General features: G+C 61.8%; 15 protein-coding genes. 7 read left to right on the top strand and 8 right to left on the bottom strand.

Annotated elements, in window-relative coordinates; all coding sequences use genetic code 11:
* Positions 1-166: 166 nt before the first annotated feature.
* Together carB and catB are read left to right on the top strand one after the other, a co-directional pair.
* Positions 167-3,478, top strand: a complete 3,312-nt coding sequence (carB, locus tag ABIE28_RS02920) for a carbamoyl-phosphate synthase large subunit (protein WP_354059963.1) — start codon at positions 167-169, stop codon at positions 3,476-3,478.
* A 359-nt stretch (positions 3,479-3,837) separates the two neighbouring features.
* Complete coding sequence (gene catB / locus ABIE28_RS02915) at positions 3,838-4,461, top strand: type B chloramphenicol O-acetyltransferase (protein ID WP_354059961.1); 624 nt, start codon at positions 3,838-3,840, stop codon at positions 4,459-4,461.
* A gap of 19 nt (positions 4,462-4,480) precedes the next feature.
* On the opposite strand, the gene ABIE28_RS02910 is transcribed toward catB, so the two are convergent.
* From ABIE28_RS02910 to ABIE28_RS02895, 4 genes are all read right to left on the bottom strand, one after another.
* Positions 4,481-5,782, bottom strand: a complete 1,302-nt coding sequence (locus ABIE28_RS02910; RefSeq protein WP_354059960.1) for a lipopolysaccharide biosynthesis protein — start codon at positions 5,780-5,782, stop codon at positions 4,481-4,483.
* Positions 5,775-6,956, bottom strand: coding sequence for a GNAT family N-acetyltransferase (locus ABIE28_RS02905; protein WP_354059958.1), 1,182 nt, complete (start codon positions 6,954-6,956; stop codon positions 5,775-5,777). The genes ABIE28_RS02910 and ABIE28_RS02905 overlap by 8 nt, the downstream gene beginning before the upstream one ends.
* A gap of 103 nt (positions 6,957-7,059) precedes the next feature.
* Positions 7,060-8,076 carry a low-specificity L-threonine aldolase gene (gene ltaE, locus ABIE28_RS02900; protein WP_354059956.1) on the bottom strand — a complete coding sequence of 339 codons (1,017 nt, stop codon included), beginning with the start codon at positions 8,074-8,076 and terminating at the stop codon, positions 7,060-7,062.
* Positions 8,077-8,137: 61 nt separating this feature from the next.
* Positions 8,138-9,118 carry a class I SAM-dependent DNA methyltransferase gene (locus ABIE28_RS02895; protein WP_354059954.1) on the bottom strand — a complete coding sequence of 327 codons (981 nt, stop codon included), beginning with the start codon at positions 9,116-9,118 and terminating at the stop codon, positions 8,138-8,140.
* A gap of 524 nt (positions 9,119-9,642) precedes the next feature.
* On the opposite strand from ABIE28_RS02895, the gene ABIE28_RS02890 reads away from it, so the two are divergent.
* On the top strand, positions 9,643-9,852 hold the full coding sequence (locus ABIE28_RS02890; RefSeq protein ID WP_354059952.1) for a cold-shock protein: 210 nt from the start codon (positions 9,643-9,645) through the stop codon (positions 9,850-9,852).
* A gap of 80 nt (positions 9,853-9,932) precedes the next feature.
* Here ABIE28_RS02890 and proC read toward each other — a convergent pair whose 3' ends face one another.
* The 4 genes from proC to ABIE28_RS02870 form a co-directional block, all read right to left on the bottom strand.
* Positions 9,933-10,757, bottom strand: coding sequence for a pyrroline-5-carboxylate reductase (proC, locus tag ABIE28_RS02885; RefSeq protein WP_354059950.1), 825 nt, complete (start codon positions 10,755-10,757; stop codon positions 9,933-9,935).
* Complete coding sequence (locus ABIE28_RS02880; RefSeq protein WP_354059948.1) at positions 10,754-11,254, bottom strand: type III secretion system chaperone family protein; 501 nt, start codon at positions 11,252-11,254, stop codon at positions 10,754-10,756. The genes proC and ABIE28_RS02880 overlap by 4 nt, the downstream gene beginning before the upstream one ends.
* A gap of 281 nt (positions 11,255-11,535) precedes the next feature.
* Entirely contained in the window at positions 11,536-12,264 is a 729-nt protein-coding gene (locus ABIE28_RS02875) for a metallophosphoesterase family protein (RefSeq protein ID WP_354059946.1), read from the bottom strand.
* A 1-nt stretch (position 12,265) separates the two neighbouring features.
* A complete protein-coding gene (locus tag ABIE28_RS02870) occupies positions 12,266-12,520 on the bottom strand; it encodes an accessory factor UbiK family protein (RefSeq protein WP_354059944.1) in 255 nt (84 codons plus the stop codon).
* A 109-nt stretch (positions 12,521-12,629) separates the two neighbouring features.
* Here ABIE28_RS02870 and lgt point away from each other — a divergent pair, with 109 nt between their 5' ends.
* From lgt to ABIE28_RS02850, 4 genes are all read left to right on the top strand, one after another.
* On the top strand, positions 12,630-13,457 hold the full coding sequence (lgt, locus tag ABIE28_RS02865; RefSeq protein ID WP_354059942.1) for a prolipoprotein diacylglyceryl transferase: 828 nt from the start codon (positions 12,630-12,632) through the stop codon (positions 13,455-13,457).
* Between the two features lie 157 nt (positions 13,458-13,614).
* Positions 13,615-14,694 carry a class I SAM-dependent methyltransferase gene (locus ABIE28_RS02860; RefSeq protein WP_354059940.1) on the top strand — a complete coding sequence of 360 codons (1,080 nt, stop codon included), beginning with the start codon at positions 13,615-13,617 and terminating at the stop codon, positions 14,692-14,694.
* A 129-nt stretch (positions 14,695-14,823) separates the two neighbouring features.
* Complete coding sequence (gene pgeF / locus ABIE28_RS02855) at positions 14,824-15,603, top strand: peptidoglycan editing factor PgeF (RefSeq protein ID WP_354059938.1); 780 nt, start codon at positions 14,824-14,826, stop codon at positions 15,601-15,603.
* 116 nt (positions 15,604-15,719) lie between these two features.
* Complete coding sequence (locus ABIE28_RS02850; RefSeq protein ID WP_354059936.1) at positions 15,720-16,652, top strand: ribose-phosphate pyrophosphokinase; 933 nt, start codon at positions 15,720-15,722, stop codon at positions 16,650-16,652.
* Positions 16,653-16,864: the final 212 nt, after the last annotated feature.

The raw sequence follows: 16,864 nt of genomic DNA, 5'->3' as shown, positions 1-16,864 counted from the left end.
GTTGGCTTTCCCCATCTTCTCCGCTAGACAGCCCACCTAACCACCATGTCTGAACATGACCCCGCGCTGCAGCGCTCAGTTGCCGTGCGGTTTGCCGCGAGACAGGTGCTGTCCGGGCGATTCTTTCCTCTCGCCCGACCAACGATAGACAAGTTGAGCGAGCCCTATGCCAAAACGTACCGACATCAAATCGATCCTCATCATCGGTGCGGGTCCGATCATCATCGGCCAGGCCTGCGAATTTGACTATTCGGGCACCCAGGCGTGCAAGGCGCTTAAGGAAGAGGGCTACCGGATCATTCTGGTGAACTCCAATCCAGCGACGATCATGACCGATCCCGATCTGGCCGACGCGACCTATATGGAGCCCATCACTCCAGAGGTCGTCGCCAAGATCATCGAAAAGGAACGCCCCGACGCCCTGCTGCCCACCATGGGCGGCCAGACGGCTCTCAACTGCGCGCTGTCGCTGCGCAAGATGGGCATTCTCGAAAAGTACAATGTCGAAATGATCGGCGCGACCGCCGAAGCCATCGACAAGGCTGAAGATCGCGAACTGTTCCGCGATGCCATGAAGAAGATCGGGCTCGAAACCCCGCGCTCCATGCTGGCTCACAACACCATCGAAGCGCTGCAGGCGCTTGAGGTAATCGGCCTGCCCGCCATCATCCGCCCGTCGTTCACGCTTGGCGGCACCGGCGGCGGCATCGCTTACAACCGCGAAGAATATCTCGCCATTGTCGAGAGCGGCGTCGATGCCAGCCCGACCAATGAAGTTCTGGTCGAGGAAAGCGTGCTCGGCTGGAAAGAGTACGAAATGGAAGTTGTCCGCGACAAGAAGGACAACTGCATCATCATCTGCTCGATCGAAAATATCGACCCGATGGGCGTCCACACCGGCGACTCGATCACTGTCGCGCCAGCCCTGACGCTGACCGACAAGGAATACCAGATCATGCGCGACGCCTCGCTGGCGGTGCTGCGCGAGATCGGTGTCGAAACCGGTGGCTCGAACGTGCAGTTCGGCATCAACCCTGCCGATGGCCGCATGGTCGTCATCGAAATGAACCCACGCGTGTCGCGCTCGTCCGCACTGGCATCGAAGGCCACCGGCTTCCCGATTGCCAAGGTCGCGGCGCGCCTTGCCGTCGGTTACACGCTCGACGAATTGGACAATGACATCACCGGCGGCATGACCCCGGCGTCGTTTGAACCCACCATCGACTATGTCGTGGTCAAGATTCCACGCTTTGCGTTCGAAAAATTCCCCGGCGCCGACAACCGCCTGACCACCTCGATGAAGTCGGTCGGCGAAGCCATGGCGATCGGCCGTACCTTCCAGGAATCGCTGCAGAAGGCGCTCCGCTCGCTTGAAACCGGCCTGACCGGTCTAAACGAAATCGGCATTCCCGGTCTCGGCGAAGGCGAAGACAAGAACGCCATCAAGGCGGCGCTTGGCACCCCCACCCCTGACCGCCTGCTCCATGTTGCCGAAGCCATGCGTCTCGGCATGAGCCTTGAAGACATTCACGAGGCCTGCAAGATCGACCCTTGGTTCCTCGAGCAGATGCAGGGCATCGTCGACACCGAAAACAAGGTCAAACAGTTCGGCCTTCCACAGGATGCGGCCAATCTGCGGTCGCTCAAGGCCATGGGCTTCTCCGACGCCCGTTTGGCCCAGCTCGCCAATGTGAAGGCGACCGATGTGCGCAAGCTCCGTCACTCGCTCGAAGTGCGGCCAGCCTATAAGCGCATCGACACCTCCGCGGCCGAGTTCGCCTCGCCAACCGCCTATATGTATTCGACCTATGAAGTGCCGTTCAATGGCGCCGTGGCCGACGAATCTCGCCCGTCCGACCGCAAGAAGGTCGTCATTCTCGGTGGAGGCCCCAACCGGATCGGTCAGGGCATCGAGTTCGACTATTGCTGCTGCCATGCCGCTTTCGCGCTGGCTGACGCGGGTTACGAGACCATCATGGTCAACTGCAACCCGGAAACCGTTTCGACCGACTATGACACCTCGGACCGCCTCTATTTCGAGCCGCTGACCGAAGAAGACGTCATCGAAATCCTGCTGCGCGAAAAGGAAAACGGAACGCTGCATGGCGTGATCGTGCAGTTCGGCGGCCAGACGCCGCTGAACCTTGCCGAAGCCGTGCTCAAGGCCGGCGTGCCAATCCTGGGCACCCAGCCAGACGCCATCGACCTGGCCGAAGACCGCGACTTGTTCAGCAAGCTGCTCAACAAGCTTGAGCTGACCCAGCCCAAGAATGGCATTGCCTATTCGCTGGAGCAGGCGCGTCTCGTTGCCGAACGCCTCGGCTATCCGCTGGTGATCCGCCCAAGCTACGTGCTGGGTGGCCGCGCCATGGCGATTGCCCACTCGGCCAACGAATTTGAACGCTATGTGCAGGACACCCTGACCGGCCTCGTGCCGCCAGACATTTTGCAGCGTTACCCCAACGACAAGACCGGCCAGATCAATTCGGTCCTCAGCGACAACCCGCTGCTGTTTGACGGCTACCTGTCGGGCGCCACCGAAATCGACGTCGATGCGCTATGCGATGGGAAGGACGTGTTCGTTGCCGGCATCATGGAGCATATCGAAGAGGCCGGTATTCACTCCGGTGACTCGGCCTGCTCGCTGCCACCACAGAACCTGTCGCCCGAGATCATCGCCGAACTCAAGCGCCAGACGGCCGAGCTGGCTTTCGCCCTCAAGGTCGGTGGCCTGATGAACGTGCAGTATGCGCTCAAGGACGGCGTCATCTACCTGCTCGAAGTCAATCCACGCGCCTCGCGTACCGTGCCCTTCGTGGCCAAGGTGATCGGCGAGCCCATCGCCAAGATCGCCAGCCGCATCATGGCCGGCGAGAGCCTGGCCAGCTTTGGTCTGGTGGAAAAGACGTTCAAGCACATCGCCGTCAAGGAAGCCGTGTTCCCGTTCAACCGCTTCCCCGGCGTTGACACCGTGCTGGGCCCCGAAATGAAGTCGACCGGCGAAGTCATCGGCCTCGACACCGATTTCGCCATGGCCTTTGCCAAGTCGCAGATGGGCGCGGGCCAGAAGGTTCCGACCTCGGGCCGGGCCTTCATCTCGGTGCGTGACGAAGACAAGCAGTATATCGTCGACATGGCGCGCCATCTCGTCGAAGCCGGCTTTGAAATCCTCGCGACGGGCGGCACGCAGCGTTATCTGGTCGACAACAACATTCCATCGACCAAGATCAACAAGGTGCTCGAAGGCCGTCCGCATATCGTTGACTCGATGAAAAATGGCGGCGTGCAGCTGGTGATTAACACCACCGACGGCATGAAGTCGATTTCGGACAGCCGCGACATCCGTCGCACGGCTCTCTTGGCCAAGATCCCCTACTACACGACCATCGACGGCGCCCTCGCCGCCGTGGAAGGCATCGTCGCCCTCAAAAAGGGCAGCCTCCAGGTCCGCTCGCTGCAGAGCTACTTCGCGGCTTAAGCAGTAGACCTCATGGTGAGCCTGTCGAACCACGAGGTCGTGGCACCATCCAGCCACGACCTCGCCCTTCGACACGCTCAGGGTGAGGTCTACTGGCTGCTCCCTGCTGGCGAACTTGACACCACTGCCCGGGGACCTATCCTCGCCCCCATGATAATCGAAGCAACCAAGCACCACGTGCACCTGATCGCCTAAGCGCGTTCAGCGGAGCACTTCCGACAAGCGGCATTCCGCTTGATCATGGCCGCCCCCTCGGTAGCCGTGCGGATCTTCGATTTCACCACCCTGCCTGACCTTGTGCCGTTTGCTCTCGCAAGGGAGAGCGACGTTCTGTCGGCAGGTCGACCTCAGAGACAGAAATGACCAATTTTTTCGAGAGCCCCTTCAAGGGCATTCCGCTTGACCGTCAGGTCACCCATCCCAATATCGTTGTCGGGCGCTACAGCTATTATTCGGGCTATTATCACGGCCACAGCTTTGACGACTGCGCCCGGTTCCTCTTGCCGCATGAGGGCGCCGACAAGCTGATCGTGGGCAGTTTCTGTTCCATCGGCTCGGGCGCCGCCTTCATCATGGCCGGCAATCAGGGCCACCGGAACGACTGGGTCAGCACGTTCCCGTTCTTTTATCTGCCCGATCACCCCGAATTTGCGGGAGCCGTGGACGGCTTCAAGGCGGCGGGCGATACCGTGATCGGCAATGATGTGTGGATTGGTTCGGAGGCCATCATCATGGCGGGCGTCACCATCGGCCACGGCGCGGTCATCGGCACCCGCGCTTTGGTGACCAAGGATGTCGAGCCCTACACCATTGTCGGCGGCAACCCAGCCAAGCCCATCCGCAAGCGCTTCAATGACGAGCAGATCGCCATGCTGCTCGAAATGCAGTGGTGGGACTGGTCCGAGGATCAGCTAGAGGCCGCCATGCCCCTGCTATGCAGCGCCGACATTGCGGCACTCTACCGGCACTGGCAGAACGCCTGACGCAATCGCTGCGGGTCGGTCAGACACCGATCCGCAGCGGCAGACCCAGGGCGACGACCTGCAGTTTTTCGACGCGCCAGACGGTGGCGATCAAGGCCAGGCTGCGCACCAGCATGGTCGTCGCCGTGGCGATGGCGGCGCCCATGATGCCGAACATGGGCACCAGCACGAAGCAAAGCGCGCCGCTGGAGACCAGCACCACCGCCGACAACCAGATCACTTCGCGCTGGCGGCCGGTGACGACCAGCAATTCCCCCGCCTGCCCCGAAATCGACTTGGCAATCAGGCCTGCACCCAGAATGGCCATGACGACATAACCATCGGCAAAGCCTGCGCCGAACGCCGCGAGGAGGTAGGGCCCCACCGCTAACGTCACCGCGACGGCGGCCAGCGTCGACCAGAAGGTCAGCCGCGATGCGGTGCTGATCGAGCGTTGCAATTCACCCCGGTCTCGGGAGGCGAGATCGAGCGCAAAGCGTCGACCGGACACCAGATAGACCGCATAGGCGACAAAATTGGCCAGAGCCAAGGTCCGTGCCGCAGCGAAATAGATCGCGACCTCATCGGGGCTGGCGAGAAGGCTGAGCACCAGAACGTCGGAATAGCTCAGCAGATCTTCTAGCCCGGAAACGACCAGCAGCGGGAGGGACGCCCTAAGCCAGAGGCTCTGGCGACGGGGCGAAGACTGCACGCTCTCCTCGGACTTCAGCCGCGATGCCACCACCAGCGCGACACCGATGGCCACCATTGCCATAGAGACCACCAGCACCGCCCCGACCACCGGCAGCGTCAGCACGACGCCCGCTTGCGTCAGGCCAAGGCAGAGCGCCGCGATCAGGAGCGGCCGGATGATGTAGACCGGCACGGCGGCGAGGCGGAACCAGCCGAAACTGCGGGCAATGCCTTCGAGATAATATTCGACTGCCAGAAACGGCAGGCCAAGCGCCACCAGCAGGACCATCAGTCCCGGCCCGGCCTCGGCGCCATAGAGCAAAGCCGCACCCGCTGCGATCACCGCCACCGCACCGGAAACGAGCACGACCAGCCGCAGCCCATAGCGCCAATAGCCCTGAATATGGCCTTCGCGTCCGCGTGCCCGGTAGCGCGGCAGGAAACGAACGCTGGACTCGGCAAAGCCGAGTGCGGCGAAACTGCCCAGCGCCAGCATCCAGGTCCAGATGGTGACGAAACCGCCATAGCCATCAAGCGGCATCAACCGGGCGAGCAGCACCTGCAGCCCGAACATCAGCCCAGCGCTCAGCACGCGAATGCCGAAAGCCAGCGCCGTATCGATCAGCCCGCCGCGTGCGGGGCTAGACATAGAGGAAAAGGCAGACCACTCCCTGCCCCGCCGTGGCAAGCCGCCGCAACAGGTCCGGGATCATCGAATGGACGCGCTTGATGGCCGGGCGAATGGTCGGCAGCCAGGCGCCCGAATAAAGCCAGCCGCGCCAGGTCAGCGGCAGCGCATAGCCGCGCAGCTTGATGTCGCGATTGCTCCAGGACCGTTTGTAATCGGCTGGATTGACCAGCAGGTCATAGGCCTCGACGCCATTGTCGATCAGCCAGCCGACGGTCATTTCCATCTGCACCTTGCCCGGCGACAACTGGCGCAGGTCCCAGTCGAAGCCGCCAAGATAGGCGTAATAGTGCTTGTTCTGGATAAAGCCGAGTTCGAGCGCAACGACCTTGCCGCCGACCCGCAGGACGGAGAGACACGCGCCGGACAGTGCATCAGCATTGCCGTCGAGCTGGGACAGAAAGGTCTCGTATTCCGCCATGGCGAAGCCAACGCTGTAGCGCGAGGTTTCGCTGAGCCAGCGTCGCTTCATGGTCGCGGCAAGACGCACCAGTTCGGCAAATTCGGGATGGCCGGGCCAGACCATGGAGAAGGACAGCTCACCCAGCCGCGCCAGATGGTTGCGGCGGCGATTGCGATTGCGCTTCTGCAGTTTGCCGAGCTGGGCGGTGTAATCCTGCGTGCTCTCGTAGCGCGACAGGTCCAGCACCGAGGCTTCGTTTTCATAGCCGCGAATGCTGGGCAAATGGCGCAGGGCGCGCGCCAGCCGCGAGTCAGCCGGCACAGGGCGAAACACCGCCACGTCCCATTTGCCCTTGGCGAGACCGTCGACCAGCAGACCCATCACCGCATCGTTGTCGGCGTCGGGCCGGATGATGACGTTGCAATATTGCGAATGTGGTTCGCCGAGATTTTCGAGCCGCTTGAGGCCGATGCCACCGCCGGCGATCATCAGCGGCCAGACGGCGACCAGTTGGTCGCCCTGCCAGACGGTGCGGATATGGGGTTTTGGCCCGCGCGGGCCGCAGAACTGCTCGACCCAGCCGCGGCACCACGAAAAGGTCTGGAAATACGAAAGTTGGCTGACGCAAGACTGCTCGACCGCCAGCCACTGCTCGGCTACGGCGTCGATTTCAGCAATCGTGCACAGGGTGCGGCTGACATAGTCGCCCCGCCCTGACAGCTCACTCAGCATCCCGACTCCTCTCGGAAATCTGCCAACCTTAGTGAAATCCCCCAGGATGGCGCCGATTGCCAGCGGTTTCGTCAGAGATCGTTAAGGACGCTGCGACAGCGGACTACGGGAAGAAACTGGCGACTTCGGCCAGGGCGCCGTCGATGGCGGCGTCGTCGATGTCGAGATGGGTTACCCAGCGTTGCTGGCCGTAGCGGCCGGTGACGCCGACGCCCCTGCCCTGCAGGAACTCGGTGAAGCGATCGCCCACGCTGGCATCGACGTCGACAAAGACGATATTGGTATCGGGCATGGTGACGGTGAGCGCGGGGTAAGCCGACAGCGCATTGGCCAGCCGCTTGGCGCGGTTATGATCATCGGCTAGGCGCGCGACATTGTGATTGAGCGCATAGAGACCCGCTGCGGCGAGAATGCCGGACTGGCGCATGCTGCCGCCCAACATCTTGCGGTGACGGCGTGCGGTGTCGATCAGGTCCTGCCGCCCGACCAGCACCGAACCGACGGGCGCGCCAAGACCTTTGGACAGGCAGATCGAGACTGAGTCAAAACCAGCGGTGAAGGTGCCGATATCGGTGCCCAGCGCTACGATGGCATTAAAGGCCCGGGCGCCGTCGAGGTGCAGGCCGAGGCCATGCTTGCGGGCGATGTCGCCGACCTGGGTCATGTAGTCGACCGGGAGCACCTTGCCGCCGATGGTGTTTTCGAGCGCGATCACCTTGGTGGTGGCGAAGTGGATATCGTCGGCCTTGATGGCGCGTTCGATATCGCCCAGATCCATGGTGCCGTCGGGCTTGTGAGCAATCGGCTGCGGCTGAATCGAGCCAAGGGCCGCTGCGCCGCCAGCCTCGTATTTGTAGCAATGGGCGTCCTGCCCGGCGATGAACTCGTCGCCACGACCGCAATAGCTCATCAGGGCCAAAAGGTTGGACTGCGTGCCGGAGCTGACAAAGATCGCGGCGTCCTTGCCCAAGAGCGATGCCATGCGCTGTTCCAGCAGGTTGACCGTCGGGTCGTCGCCATAGACGTCATCGCCGACCTCGGCCTCGGCCATGGCGGCGCGCATGGCGGCAGATGGCTTGGTCACAGTGTCGGAGCGAAAGTCGTAGCGGATGGTGTTCATGGCAAGCTCGCGGCTGGAGGTGTGACCGCTTGTGCCAAGCACAGGCCGGTTTGCCTAGCTGTTATGCTGCCACATCGCCGCCGTCGCTATGCGCGTCATTGGCGGCGGAAAGTTCGAGCGGCGGACGACGGGCGACGATCAACATGCCAGTGATCGGCGTGCCCCGGTCAAACCGCAGCACGGCGGTTTCAAAACGCAACACTTCAAGCCCGGCGACAATCAGCGCATCGCGGGTCGCCTCGATGCCGTGCGCGTAACGCAGCGACGGACGCAGGAAGAGTGGTTCCGGCCCGTCATGGGCTTCGAGCGAAAAGGCCACGAGCCCGCCTGGTTGGAGGGCGGGCATGAGCGCGGCCAGCACGGGCTGCAGAGCGCCGCAATAGATGAAGACGTCGGCGGCCGTCACCAGATCGGCATCGGCGCGGCGGGTATTGAGCGCGGCGACCAGTTCGGCCTTTTGCAGGCTGTCATAGATACCCTTGCGGGCCGTCTCGGCGATCATCGCAGCAGACACGTCGATGCCTTCGAGAAACGCGGTCTTGGCGCGCAGACGTTCGCCCATCAGACCGGTGCCGCAGCCGAGATCGAGCGCACGGCTGAACGCCGTAATGCCCAGTCGAGCCATCTGCTCAGTCAGCAGATCGTCGAGCAGGTCGGGGACGCGATAGCCGAGCTTGTCGACCAGCGAATGCTCGAACTGAGGCGCATATTGGTCAAACAATGCCTCGACATAGCTGACGGCGGTGCCATCTGCCGCGCTGCCTGCGCCATGCGCGGCCAGTTTTAGCCCTGCGCCAAAAACGCCCTCGTCATCGAGCGCTTCAAGATGTCGCCAGGCGGAGATGGCCCCAGAAATATCGCCGGCTTTTTCGCAATAGGTGCCGAGCAAATCCCAGCCACCGGCCCATTCAGGGACCAGATCGAGCGCCTGGCCCATGAGGTCTGCTGCGGCAGCATGGTCTCCCCCATCGGCCAGCATTTTTGCATAGCCGGCACGGCGGTCAGCGATCACGTCGCCGGAAGAATGAAACGTCTTGGTCAAGACGAGCGGTTCTCAGGGGTTATGGGACAGGCCCCACAAGGTGCGGTTTGACGCAAGTTTTTCGGGAAATCAAGCGAAAGAGTTGCCAAAATACGCAACTGGTGCGGCGATAGTGCGTGTTTGCAACAAGCCGAATTGAGCTATTATGAGGGCGTTCGCAGTGTTCCCCAAGTTGCATTGCCGGACGTGATGCCCAACCCGAGCAGCCTTTTAGACCGCTCGTGGACCGTTCAGCATCGCTGTCAGACCTCTCCGGTCTGGCGCAAACACTTGACGATGACTTGCTCAAACCCGGCAAAGTGGCTCACTTTTCCGGGCATTTTGACGTGTGTAAACAGATATTGAACGGCGTTTTTTTTCGCTGTACGCTCCCCCGATCGAATATTGCGGCCGACCGATCTGTCTATGCGAACTCCAATCTCGCTTGCTGACGTCACTTTCCGATATTTCGATTCAGGCAATGTCTTGGGTCAATCGTGGCCCGGACCGACTACCAGCAGCGACTGCACGAGGGAACGCGCATCATGGCAACTGGCACCGTAAAATGGTTCAACGGTCAAAAAGGCTACGGCTTCATCCAGCCCGACGAGGGTGGGGCAGACGTTTTTGTCCACATCTCAGCGGTTCAGCGCTCCGGCCTGAACGCTCTCGATGAAGGCCAGAAGGTCAACTACGAAATCGTCAAAGACAAGCGGACCGGGAAATCCGCTGCGGACAATCTGACCGCCAGCTGACGACATCTGGACTGACACATTTGAAAGGCGCGTCACTTGGAGAGACGCGCCTTTTTTGTTTTCCGAGGCCGATGTTTTGGCTAGGCGCGACCGAGCTCTTCGCTGCGCTTGCGCGCAGCGGTGACGGTGCGGTCGACCAGATCGGTGAGGCCGTTTTCGCCCATCAGCACCGACAGACCAGCGGCCGTCGTGCCATTTGGCGAGGTCACATTCTGGCGCAGCACCGATGCCGGCGCGGGATCGGCTTCGAGCAGGGCTGCCGAGCCGATCACCGTCTGCCGGGCCAATTGCTCGGCCACCGCATCGGACAGGCCCTGCCGCTTGCCAGCTTCGGTCAGCGCCTCGACCAGATGGAACACATAGGCCGGGCCTGAGCCCGAAACCGCCGTTACCGCATCAAGCTGAGCTTCATCGTCAAACCAGACTACGGGACCTGCCGCGCGCAGCAGCGCCTCGGCCACGTCACGACCTTCGGCCGAAACGCCGGGACCCGCGACAGCACCGGTGATGCCTTTGCCGATCTGGGCGGGGGTATTGGGCATGGTGCGGACGACGCGATCCATATCGAGGCCACGCGACAGCCGGGCAATGTCGATGCCGGCTGCAATGGAGATTGCGAGGGTCTTGGGGCCGATGACCGGGGCCAGTTCGCCCATCACCGCGTCGATGATCTGTGGCTTGACCGCCAGCACCAGCACGTTGGGCTGCAAACCGGCCGCCTCGGCGCTGATGGTCAGGTCGTAGTCTTCGGCCAGCTCGCGCGCTTCGTCGCCCGGATTGGGATCGACCAGCAAAAGATTGTTGGGCGGCAGCCCCGCATCAAGCCATCCCCGCGCCAATGCCAGCCCCATCTTGCCAGCACCAACCAACATGACAGGACCAATATTGCGCAGGGCTACACTCATGCTTCGCCTACCGTTTCAAACATAACGTGACTGAGAGCGTCAGCCGCTGTCTTGCCGGCCCATACCACGAACTGGAAGGCCTGGTAGTACAGGTCACAACTATCCGTGGCCGAACGCAATAGAGCTTCGCACTGCTGCGGCGACACATCAGCACCGCCCGTCAGCAGGTGCGAATTGCGGAACAGCACGACGCCCTCTTTCTGCCAGATGTCGAAATGGCCGATCCAGAGTTGCTCATTGATCAGCGAAATCAACTGCTTGATCTCGTTTCGGCGACCTTCTGGAACTTTCAGATCGAAAGCCGATGCAATGTGCAGGCTCTCGAGATCTTCCATCCAGTTGAACGAAACGTGATAGTCGCTCCAGCCACCGCGCACCGAGATCGAAATCTCGTCGGCGTCCTGCCGCTCGAAATTCCAGTCGTTGATCGAAGCGATGTGCTCGATGATGTCCACCGGATGGACATGGCGATCTGGCTCGACTTGGAGGAGTGACATTGACGGTTTCCGTCCTGGCAACGCGTGAATTCGAGTGACGCGACCCCAATAAAAGGCCGCCGATTTTGGTACTCAGAAACTGGCCGCACGCACGACTTGCTTACGAATCGTCCTGATGAATTGACCCTACACTGCGTCACTGATTCAGGGGACGCGCTGGAAGCCAAGGACGGCATTCTCTTGTGGAAGATCAGGTCGGACCTGTTAACAAACCGTTAACACCAAGACGCTGCAACGCGGCGGTCTGGTTGACGTTCCGTTCACTTTTGCGGGTGGCAAAATCAGCCCAAGCTGGACGGTCCGACCCAGCCATTGGTCAGCGATTGCGCCCATTGCGGAAAGCCGTTGTCCGCAGCGCGCCGCGCCGCCTCCTCGTGGTCATAAGGGACGGCCAAAAAATGGGTGTGCCAGCCCGAGACGCGTTTTTCCACGATGGCATAGCGCGCATCGGGCGATCCGTGGACCAGTTGCATGCCGACGGCGCCTGGATTGACGATCAGCCGGCCATCAAGCAGGCGCACTGCGCGCGGCGTATGGGTGTGGCCGCATAACAGCACCGGATAATCCAGTCCCTCGGCAAGGGCGGTCACCTGCTCAAGGCTGGGCAGTGTGGTGGTGCGGCCGGTATAGAAATTATCGAGCCAGGTGCCCTCGTCGCTCTGTGGCGTGCCGTGGCAGAGGAACACATTGTCGGCATAGATCGCCGTCTCCGGCAGTGCCGCGAGCCATTCAAGCTGGCTGGCGCTCAGCAGGGAATGGGCAAGATGGTCCACCGAGCCCGATCCGGCAGCCAGCCGTTCGGGATCGACAACCCAGCGATCATGATTGCCGCGAATGGAGGGGCCATCCACTGCCATCAGGCGCTCTGCGGCACCAGCCGGATCGACTGGGCCGCTCACATTGTCGCCAAGACACAACACGGCCTCGACACCCTGGCGTTCTATGTCCGCCAGCACGGCGTCGAGCGCCAGAACATTGCCATGCACGTCGGAAATGACGGCGAAGCGCAATTTACTTGGCTTTGGCAGCGCCGCCCTTGAAGGCCGCGAGTTCCTTGCGGAGCGCGTCGATCTCTTCGCCCTGCACCTGAACCAGCTCACGCAGCGCGTCGAAATCCTCGCGCTTGACCAGGTCCATGTCGCCGACAAAGCGCTGGGCCTGCGACTTAACCGCCGTTTCCACTTCGCGGCGAACACCATCGGCGACACCGGCCGCTTCGTTCATAACGCGTCCCAGACCGTCGAAAATTCTGCTGTTCTGGCTCATCGCACACCCATTCGGTTTGGCCTCTTGCCCGATACTTAGGCGATGCCCCCCGTCTTGACCAGAGAGGCCGAAGCGGCAATGGTCCGCCGCAACGTCGCAGGAGCCGCTTTTGCCCTTTCCCGATATCGACCCGATTGCCTTCGCCATTGGGCCCTTTGCTATTCGCTGGTATGCCCTGGGCTACCTTTTCGGTGTCGGCCTTGGTGCCGCCTATGGCTATCGACTGTTGGCCAATACGCGCCTGTGGCACAAGGGACAGCCGCCCTTTCCGGCCAAGGATATCTGGGACTTCGCCTTCTGGACCATGCTGGCCATCGTGCTCGGCGGGCGTATCGGCTATGTGCTGTTCTACAACCTGCCCTATTATCTGAGTAATCCACTCGAGATCATCAACACGCTCGACGGCGGCATGTCCTACCACGGCGGCATGATCGGCCTGATGGTGGCGGTGATCCTGTTCACCCGCAAGAAGCAGGGCAATTGGCTGAGCGGGCTGGACCTGATCGCCTCGGTCTCGACCATCGGCATCTTCCTCGTACGCATCGCCAACTTCATCAATTCCGAACTCTATGGCGCACCGACCACCGCGCCGTGGGGCGTGATCTTCCCGACCGATCCGCTGCAGGAGCCGCGCCATCCGAGCCAGCTTTATGAAGCCGCGCTCGAAGGTCTGCTGCTGTTCCTCGTGATCCGCATTTTCACCCACGTCTTCTACAGCCTGCGCCGCCCGGGTCTGGTGGCTGGTGTATTCGGCATCGGTTATGGCCTGTCGCGCATCGCCGTCGAGTTCGTCCGCCTGCCCGATCCACAGCTTGGCTACCTCTATGGCACCGGCTGGATCACCCAGGGCATGGTGCTGTCTGTGCCGATGGTGGTGGCCGGGATCGGGCTGATCATCTATGCCGCCACGCGCAAGGAAAGCGCGATACGTGGGTAGAGTGGCTGCCGCGATTGCTGCAGTCGACACCCTCCCCCTTGCGGGGAGGGATCAAGGGTGGGGGTTGTTTGGCCGCGCTATCGTGGCTCTCGCACCCCCTCCTAGCCTCCCCCGTCGAGGGGGAGGTACCGTCCGGTGAATGAGACACGATAGCGCCATGACTGAAACCGCCCCCACCCTGCCCGAACTGATCGACATGCAGATCCGCACCAGCGGGCCGATGTCGGTGGCGACGTACATGGGCCTTTGCCTGACGCATCCGTCCAAGGGCTATTACAAGGTTGCCGATCCGCTTGGTGCGGCGGGCGATTTCGTCACGGCGCCAGAAATCAGCCAGATGTTTGGCGAGTTGATCGGGTTTTTCTTCGTCAATCTGTGGCAGCAGATGGGGAGCCCAAAAGAGTTCACTCTGCTCGAACTCGGGCCGGGTCGCGGCACGATGATGGCTGATATCCTGCGCGTCGCCTGTCGCGCCGAGGGCTTTCGCGATGGGCTGGACCTGCGGATATTTGAGACCAATCCGGCTCTGATTGCCGAACAGAATGCGCGGCTCGAAGCCTATGATCCCAAATGGATCGACAGCTTTGAAAAGGTCGGCCCCGGCCCGCTGCTGGTCGTGGCCAATGAGTTTTTCGACGCCCTGCCGATCCGCCAGTTCGTCCGCATGGATGATGGCTGGCACGAGCGCATGGTCGGCCACACCGATGGCAAGCTCAGCTTCGGCCTCAACCCGACACCAATCCCGGTCACGGCCATGCCCGAAATCATCGCCGGCGCCGAAACCAATGCGGTGTTTGAAGTCGGCCTCGCCAATGGCGAAGTGATGAAGCGGCTGGCCGGCATTACCGCGACGCAGGGCGGCGCCATCCTCGCCATCGATTACGGCTATGCACGAACCCAGACCGGGGAAACCCTGCAGGGCGTGCGCCGCCACAAATTTGCCGATGTGCTCGATGCACCCGGCGAGGTGGACCTGTCGGCCCATGTCGATTTCGAGGCTTTGGGCAATGTGGCGCGCAATGCCGGCCTGGCCATTCAGCCGCTGGCCACGCAGGGCCAGTTCCTGACGCGCATGGGTATGAATGAGCGGGCCAGCGCGCTCACCGCTGCCAATCCGAAATCGGCCAGCGACATCGCGGCGGCCAAGGCGCGGCTGGTTGCACCCGAGCAGATGGGCAATCTGTTCAAGGTGTTCTGCGCCGCCAGCCCCGGCCTGCAACCACCGGGATTTGAGTGATGGATTTGCGCCTCGTTAGACCTCATGGTGAGCCTGCCGAACCACGCGGTCGGGTAAACCTTTCGTGCCACGACCTCGTCCTTCGACGGGCTCAGGATGAGGTCTACTGGCAGGATGAGGTTTACTGAGATGACAGAGCACTCGACGCCTTTCGAACGCAGTACAGCTTTGGATGGCATTGCATCGCTGCGGCACGGCTTTTTTGGCCGTCAGGGTGGGCACTCCACCGGCGCGTTTGCCTCCAACAATATGTCGATCGCCATTGGCGATGAGCCGCGCCTTGCCGAAGCCAATCGCAGCGGGGCGGCGCAGGAACTGGGCTATCTGCGCCAGAACCTTTACCTGCTGCGCCAGACGCACTCGGCCGATGTGCGCACGCTGACCGACTATCCGGACAACGACATCGCGTTCGATGCCGACGCCATGGTCACCAAGCTGCCGACACTGGCGCTGGGCATTCTCACCGCCGATTGCACCCCGATTCTATTTGCCGACGCCGAAGCGGGCGTTATTGGCGCGGCCCATGCCGGTTGGCGCGGTGCCGTCGATGGGATTATCGGCAATACGGTGGACGCCATGGTCGCTTTGGGGGCCGATCCCAAGCGCATCGTCGCGGCCATTGGCCCAACGATCTCGGGCGACAACTACGAAGTCGGCCCACAATTCATGACCGATTTCGTGGCGCTACAGCCCGATGGCTGGCGCCATTTCCATGTGCCGGAAGGCAAGCGGACCCATTTCGATCTGCCCGGTTTTGTGGAAGCGCAGCTGCGCGCAGCGGGCATCGAAACCGTCGACCGCGTCGGCGGCTGTACCTATGGCCACCCCGACCGCTATTTCTCGCATCGCTACGCCACGCACCACGCGACAAAGACCGGTCGGCAGATCGCAATCATCGGCCTGTCGTAAATCTTTTACCTATCATCCATTTGTCGCGTTGCGAGTCCGGCTGTGACTCGCTAAAGCTGCCCGCGAAACTGGATACCCCCAGCCTCCTGGGGCGTAGTTGAGACAGGATCGCTCTCATGAAGCTGGTGACCGGCAACTCCAACCGTGCCCTTGCCCAGGCCGTTGCGAGCTACCTCGAACTTCCCCTGACGGACTGCACCGTCAAGCGTTTCGCTGACAAGGAAGTCTATGTGGAAGTGCACGAGAACGTGCGCGGCGAGGATGCGTTCATCCTGCAGTCGACCAGCTTCCCGGCCAACGACAACCTGATGGAATTGCTGATCCTGACCGACGCGCTCCGCCGCTCGTCAGCCCGTCGCATCACCGCCGTCATCCCCTATTTCGGCTATGCTCGCCAAGACCGCAAATCGGCCCCGCGCACGCCAATCTCGGCCAAGCTGGTATCCAACCTCATCACCCAGGCCGGCGCCAACCGCGTGCTGACGCTGGACCTGCATGCCAGCCAGATCCAGGGCTTTTTCGATATCCCGACCGACAACCTGACCGCAGCACCCGTGATGGTGCGCGACATTCAGGACAATTATGACGTCAAGAACGTCATGATCGTTTCGCCAGACGTTGGCGGCGTGGTTCGCGCTCGCAACGTGGCCGGTCGCATCGGGGCAAACCTGGCCATCGTCGACAAGCGCCGTCCGCGCGCCGGTGTGTCGGAAGTCATGAACATCATCGGTGATGTCGAAGGCCAGACCTGTATCCTGATCGACGATATCGTCGACTCGGGCGGCACACTGGTCAACGCGGCCGAAGCCTTGCTCAAGGCCGGTGCGAAGGCCGTTTCGGCCTATATCACCCACGGCGTTCTGTCCGAAGGGGCCTCCGAGCGCATCGCGGCATCCAAGCTCAAGGAACTGGTGGTCACCGATTCCATCGAGGAAACCGATGCCCAGCGCGCCGCCGGCAATATCCGTCGCATGAGCATCGCGCCACTGATCGGCGAAGCCGTCGCCCGCACCGCGAGCGAACAGAGCGTTTCGAGCCTGTTCGACTAAGCTGGACTGAGACAGTCCTCCCCCACAGGGTTATCCCGGCGCAAGCCGGGATTTATATCCGCTTGTCAGCATGAATTCGCGCCGGAGCGGCACCGTGCTTGCTGATCTGCCGAAGACATTTTTGCGGCCAGATGTGGGACTCGCTTGCTCCCCTGCCCCCTTTAAGCTATAGCCCGCGCCATGAAGCGCTCGTCACCCCTGGAGGACGGGCG

It is taken from the genome of Devosia sp. 2618 (assembly GCF_040546815.1).
Classification (GTDB): domain Bacteria; phylum Pseudomonadota; class Alphaproteobacteria; order Rhizobiales; family Devosiaceae; genus Devosia.
Note: the sequence above shows the minus strand (reverse complement) of the source record. Positions and strands in the feature narration are given on the sequence as shown.

What these genes read in the sequence shown, in the direction of transcription:
- ABIE28_RS02890 (WP_354059952.1), top strand. Translation starts at nt 9,643, where the DNA reads ATGGCAACTGGCACCGTAAAATGGTTCAACGGTCAAAAAGGCTACGGC.
- ABIE28_RS02880 (WP_354059948.1), bottom strand. Translation starts at nt 11,254, where the DNA reads ATGTCACTCCTCCAAGTCGAGCCAGATCGCCATGTCCATCCGGTGGAC.
- carB (WP_354059963.1), top strand. Translation starts at nt 167, where the DNA reads ATGCCAAAACGTACCGACATCAAATCGATCCTCATCATCGGTGCGGGT.
- catB (WP_354059961.1), top strand. Translation starts at nt 3,838, where the DNA reads ATGACCAATTTTTTCGAGAGCCCCTTCAAGGGCATTCCGCTTGACCGT.
- pgeF (WP_354059938.1), top strand. Translation starts at nt 14,824, where the DNA reads ATGACAGAGCACTCGACGCCTTTCGAACGCAGTACAGCTTTGGATGGC.
- proC (WP_354059950.1), bottom strand. Translation starts at nt 10,757, where the DNA reads ATGAGTGTAGCCCTGCGCAATATTGGTCCTGTCATGTTGGTTGGTGCT.
- ABIE28_RS02870 (WP_354059944.1), bottom strand. Translation starts at nt 12,520, where the DNA reads ATGAGCCAGAACAGCAGAATTTTCGACGGTCTGGGACGCGTTATGAAC.
- ABIE28_RS02905 (WP_354059958.1), bottom strand. Translation starts at nt 6,956, where the DNA reads ATGCTGAGTGAGCTGTCAGGGCGGGGCGACTATGTCAGCCGCACCCTG.
- ABIE28_RS02850 (WP_354059936.1), top strand. Translation starts at nt 15,720, where the DNA reads ATGAAGCTGGTGACCGGCAACTCCAACCGTGCCCTTGCCCAGGCCGTT.
- ltaE (WP_354059956.1), bottom strand. Translation starts at nt 8,076, where the DNA reads ATGAACACCATCCGCTACGACTTTCGCTCCGACACTGTGACCAAGCCA.
- ABIE28_RS02910 (WP_354059960.1), bottom strand. Translation starts at nt 5,782, where the DNA reads ATGTCTAGCCCCGCACGCGGCGGGCTGATCGATACGGCGCTGGCTTTC.
- ABIE28_RS02860 (WP_354059940.1), top strand. Translation starts at nt 13,615, where the DNA reads ATGACTGAAACCGCCCCCACCCTGCCCGAACTGATCGACATGCAGATC.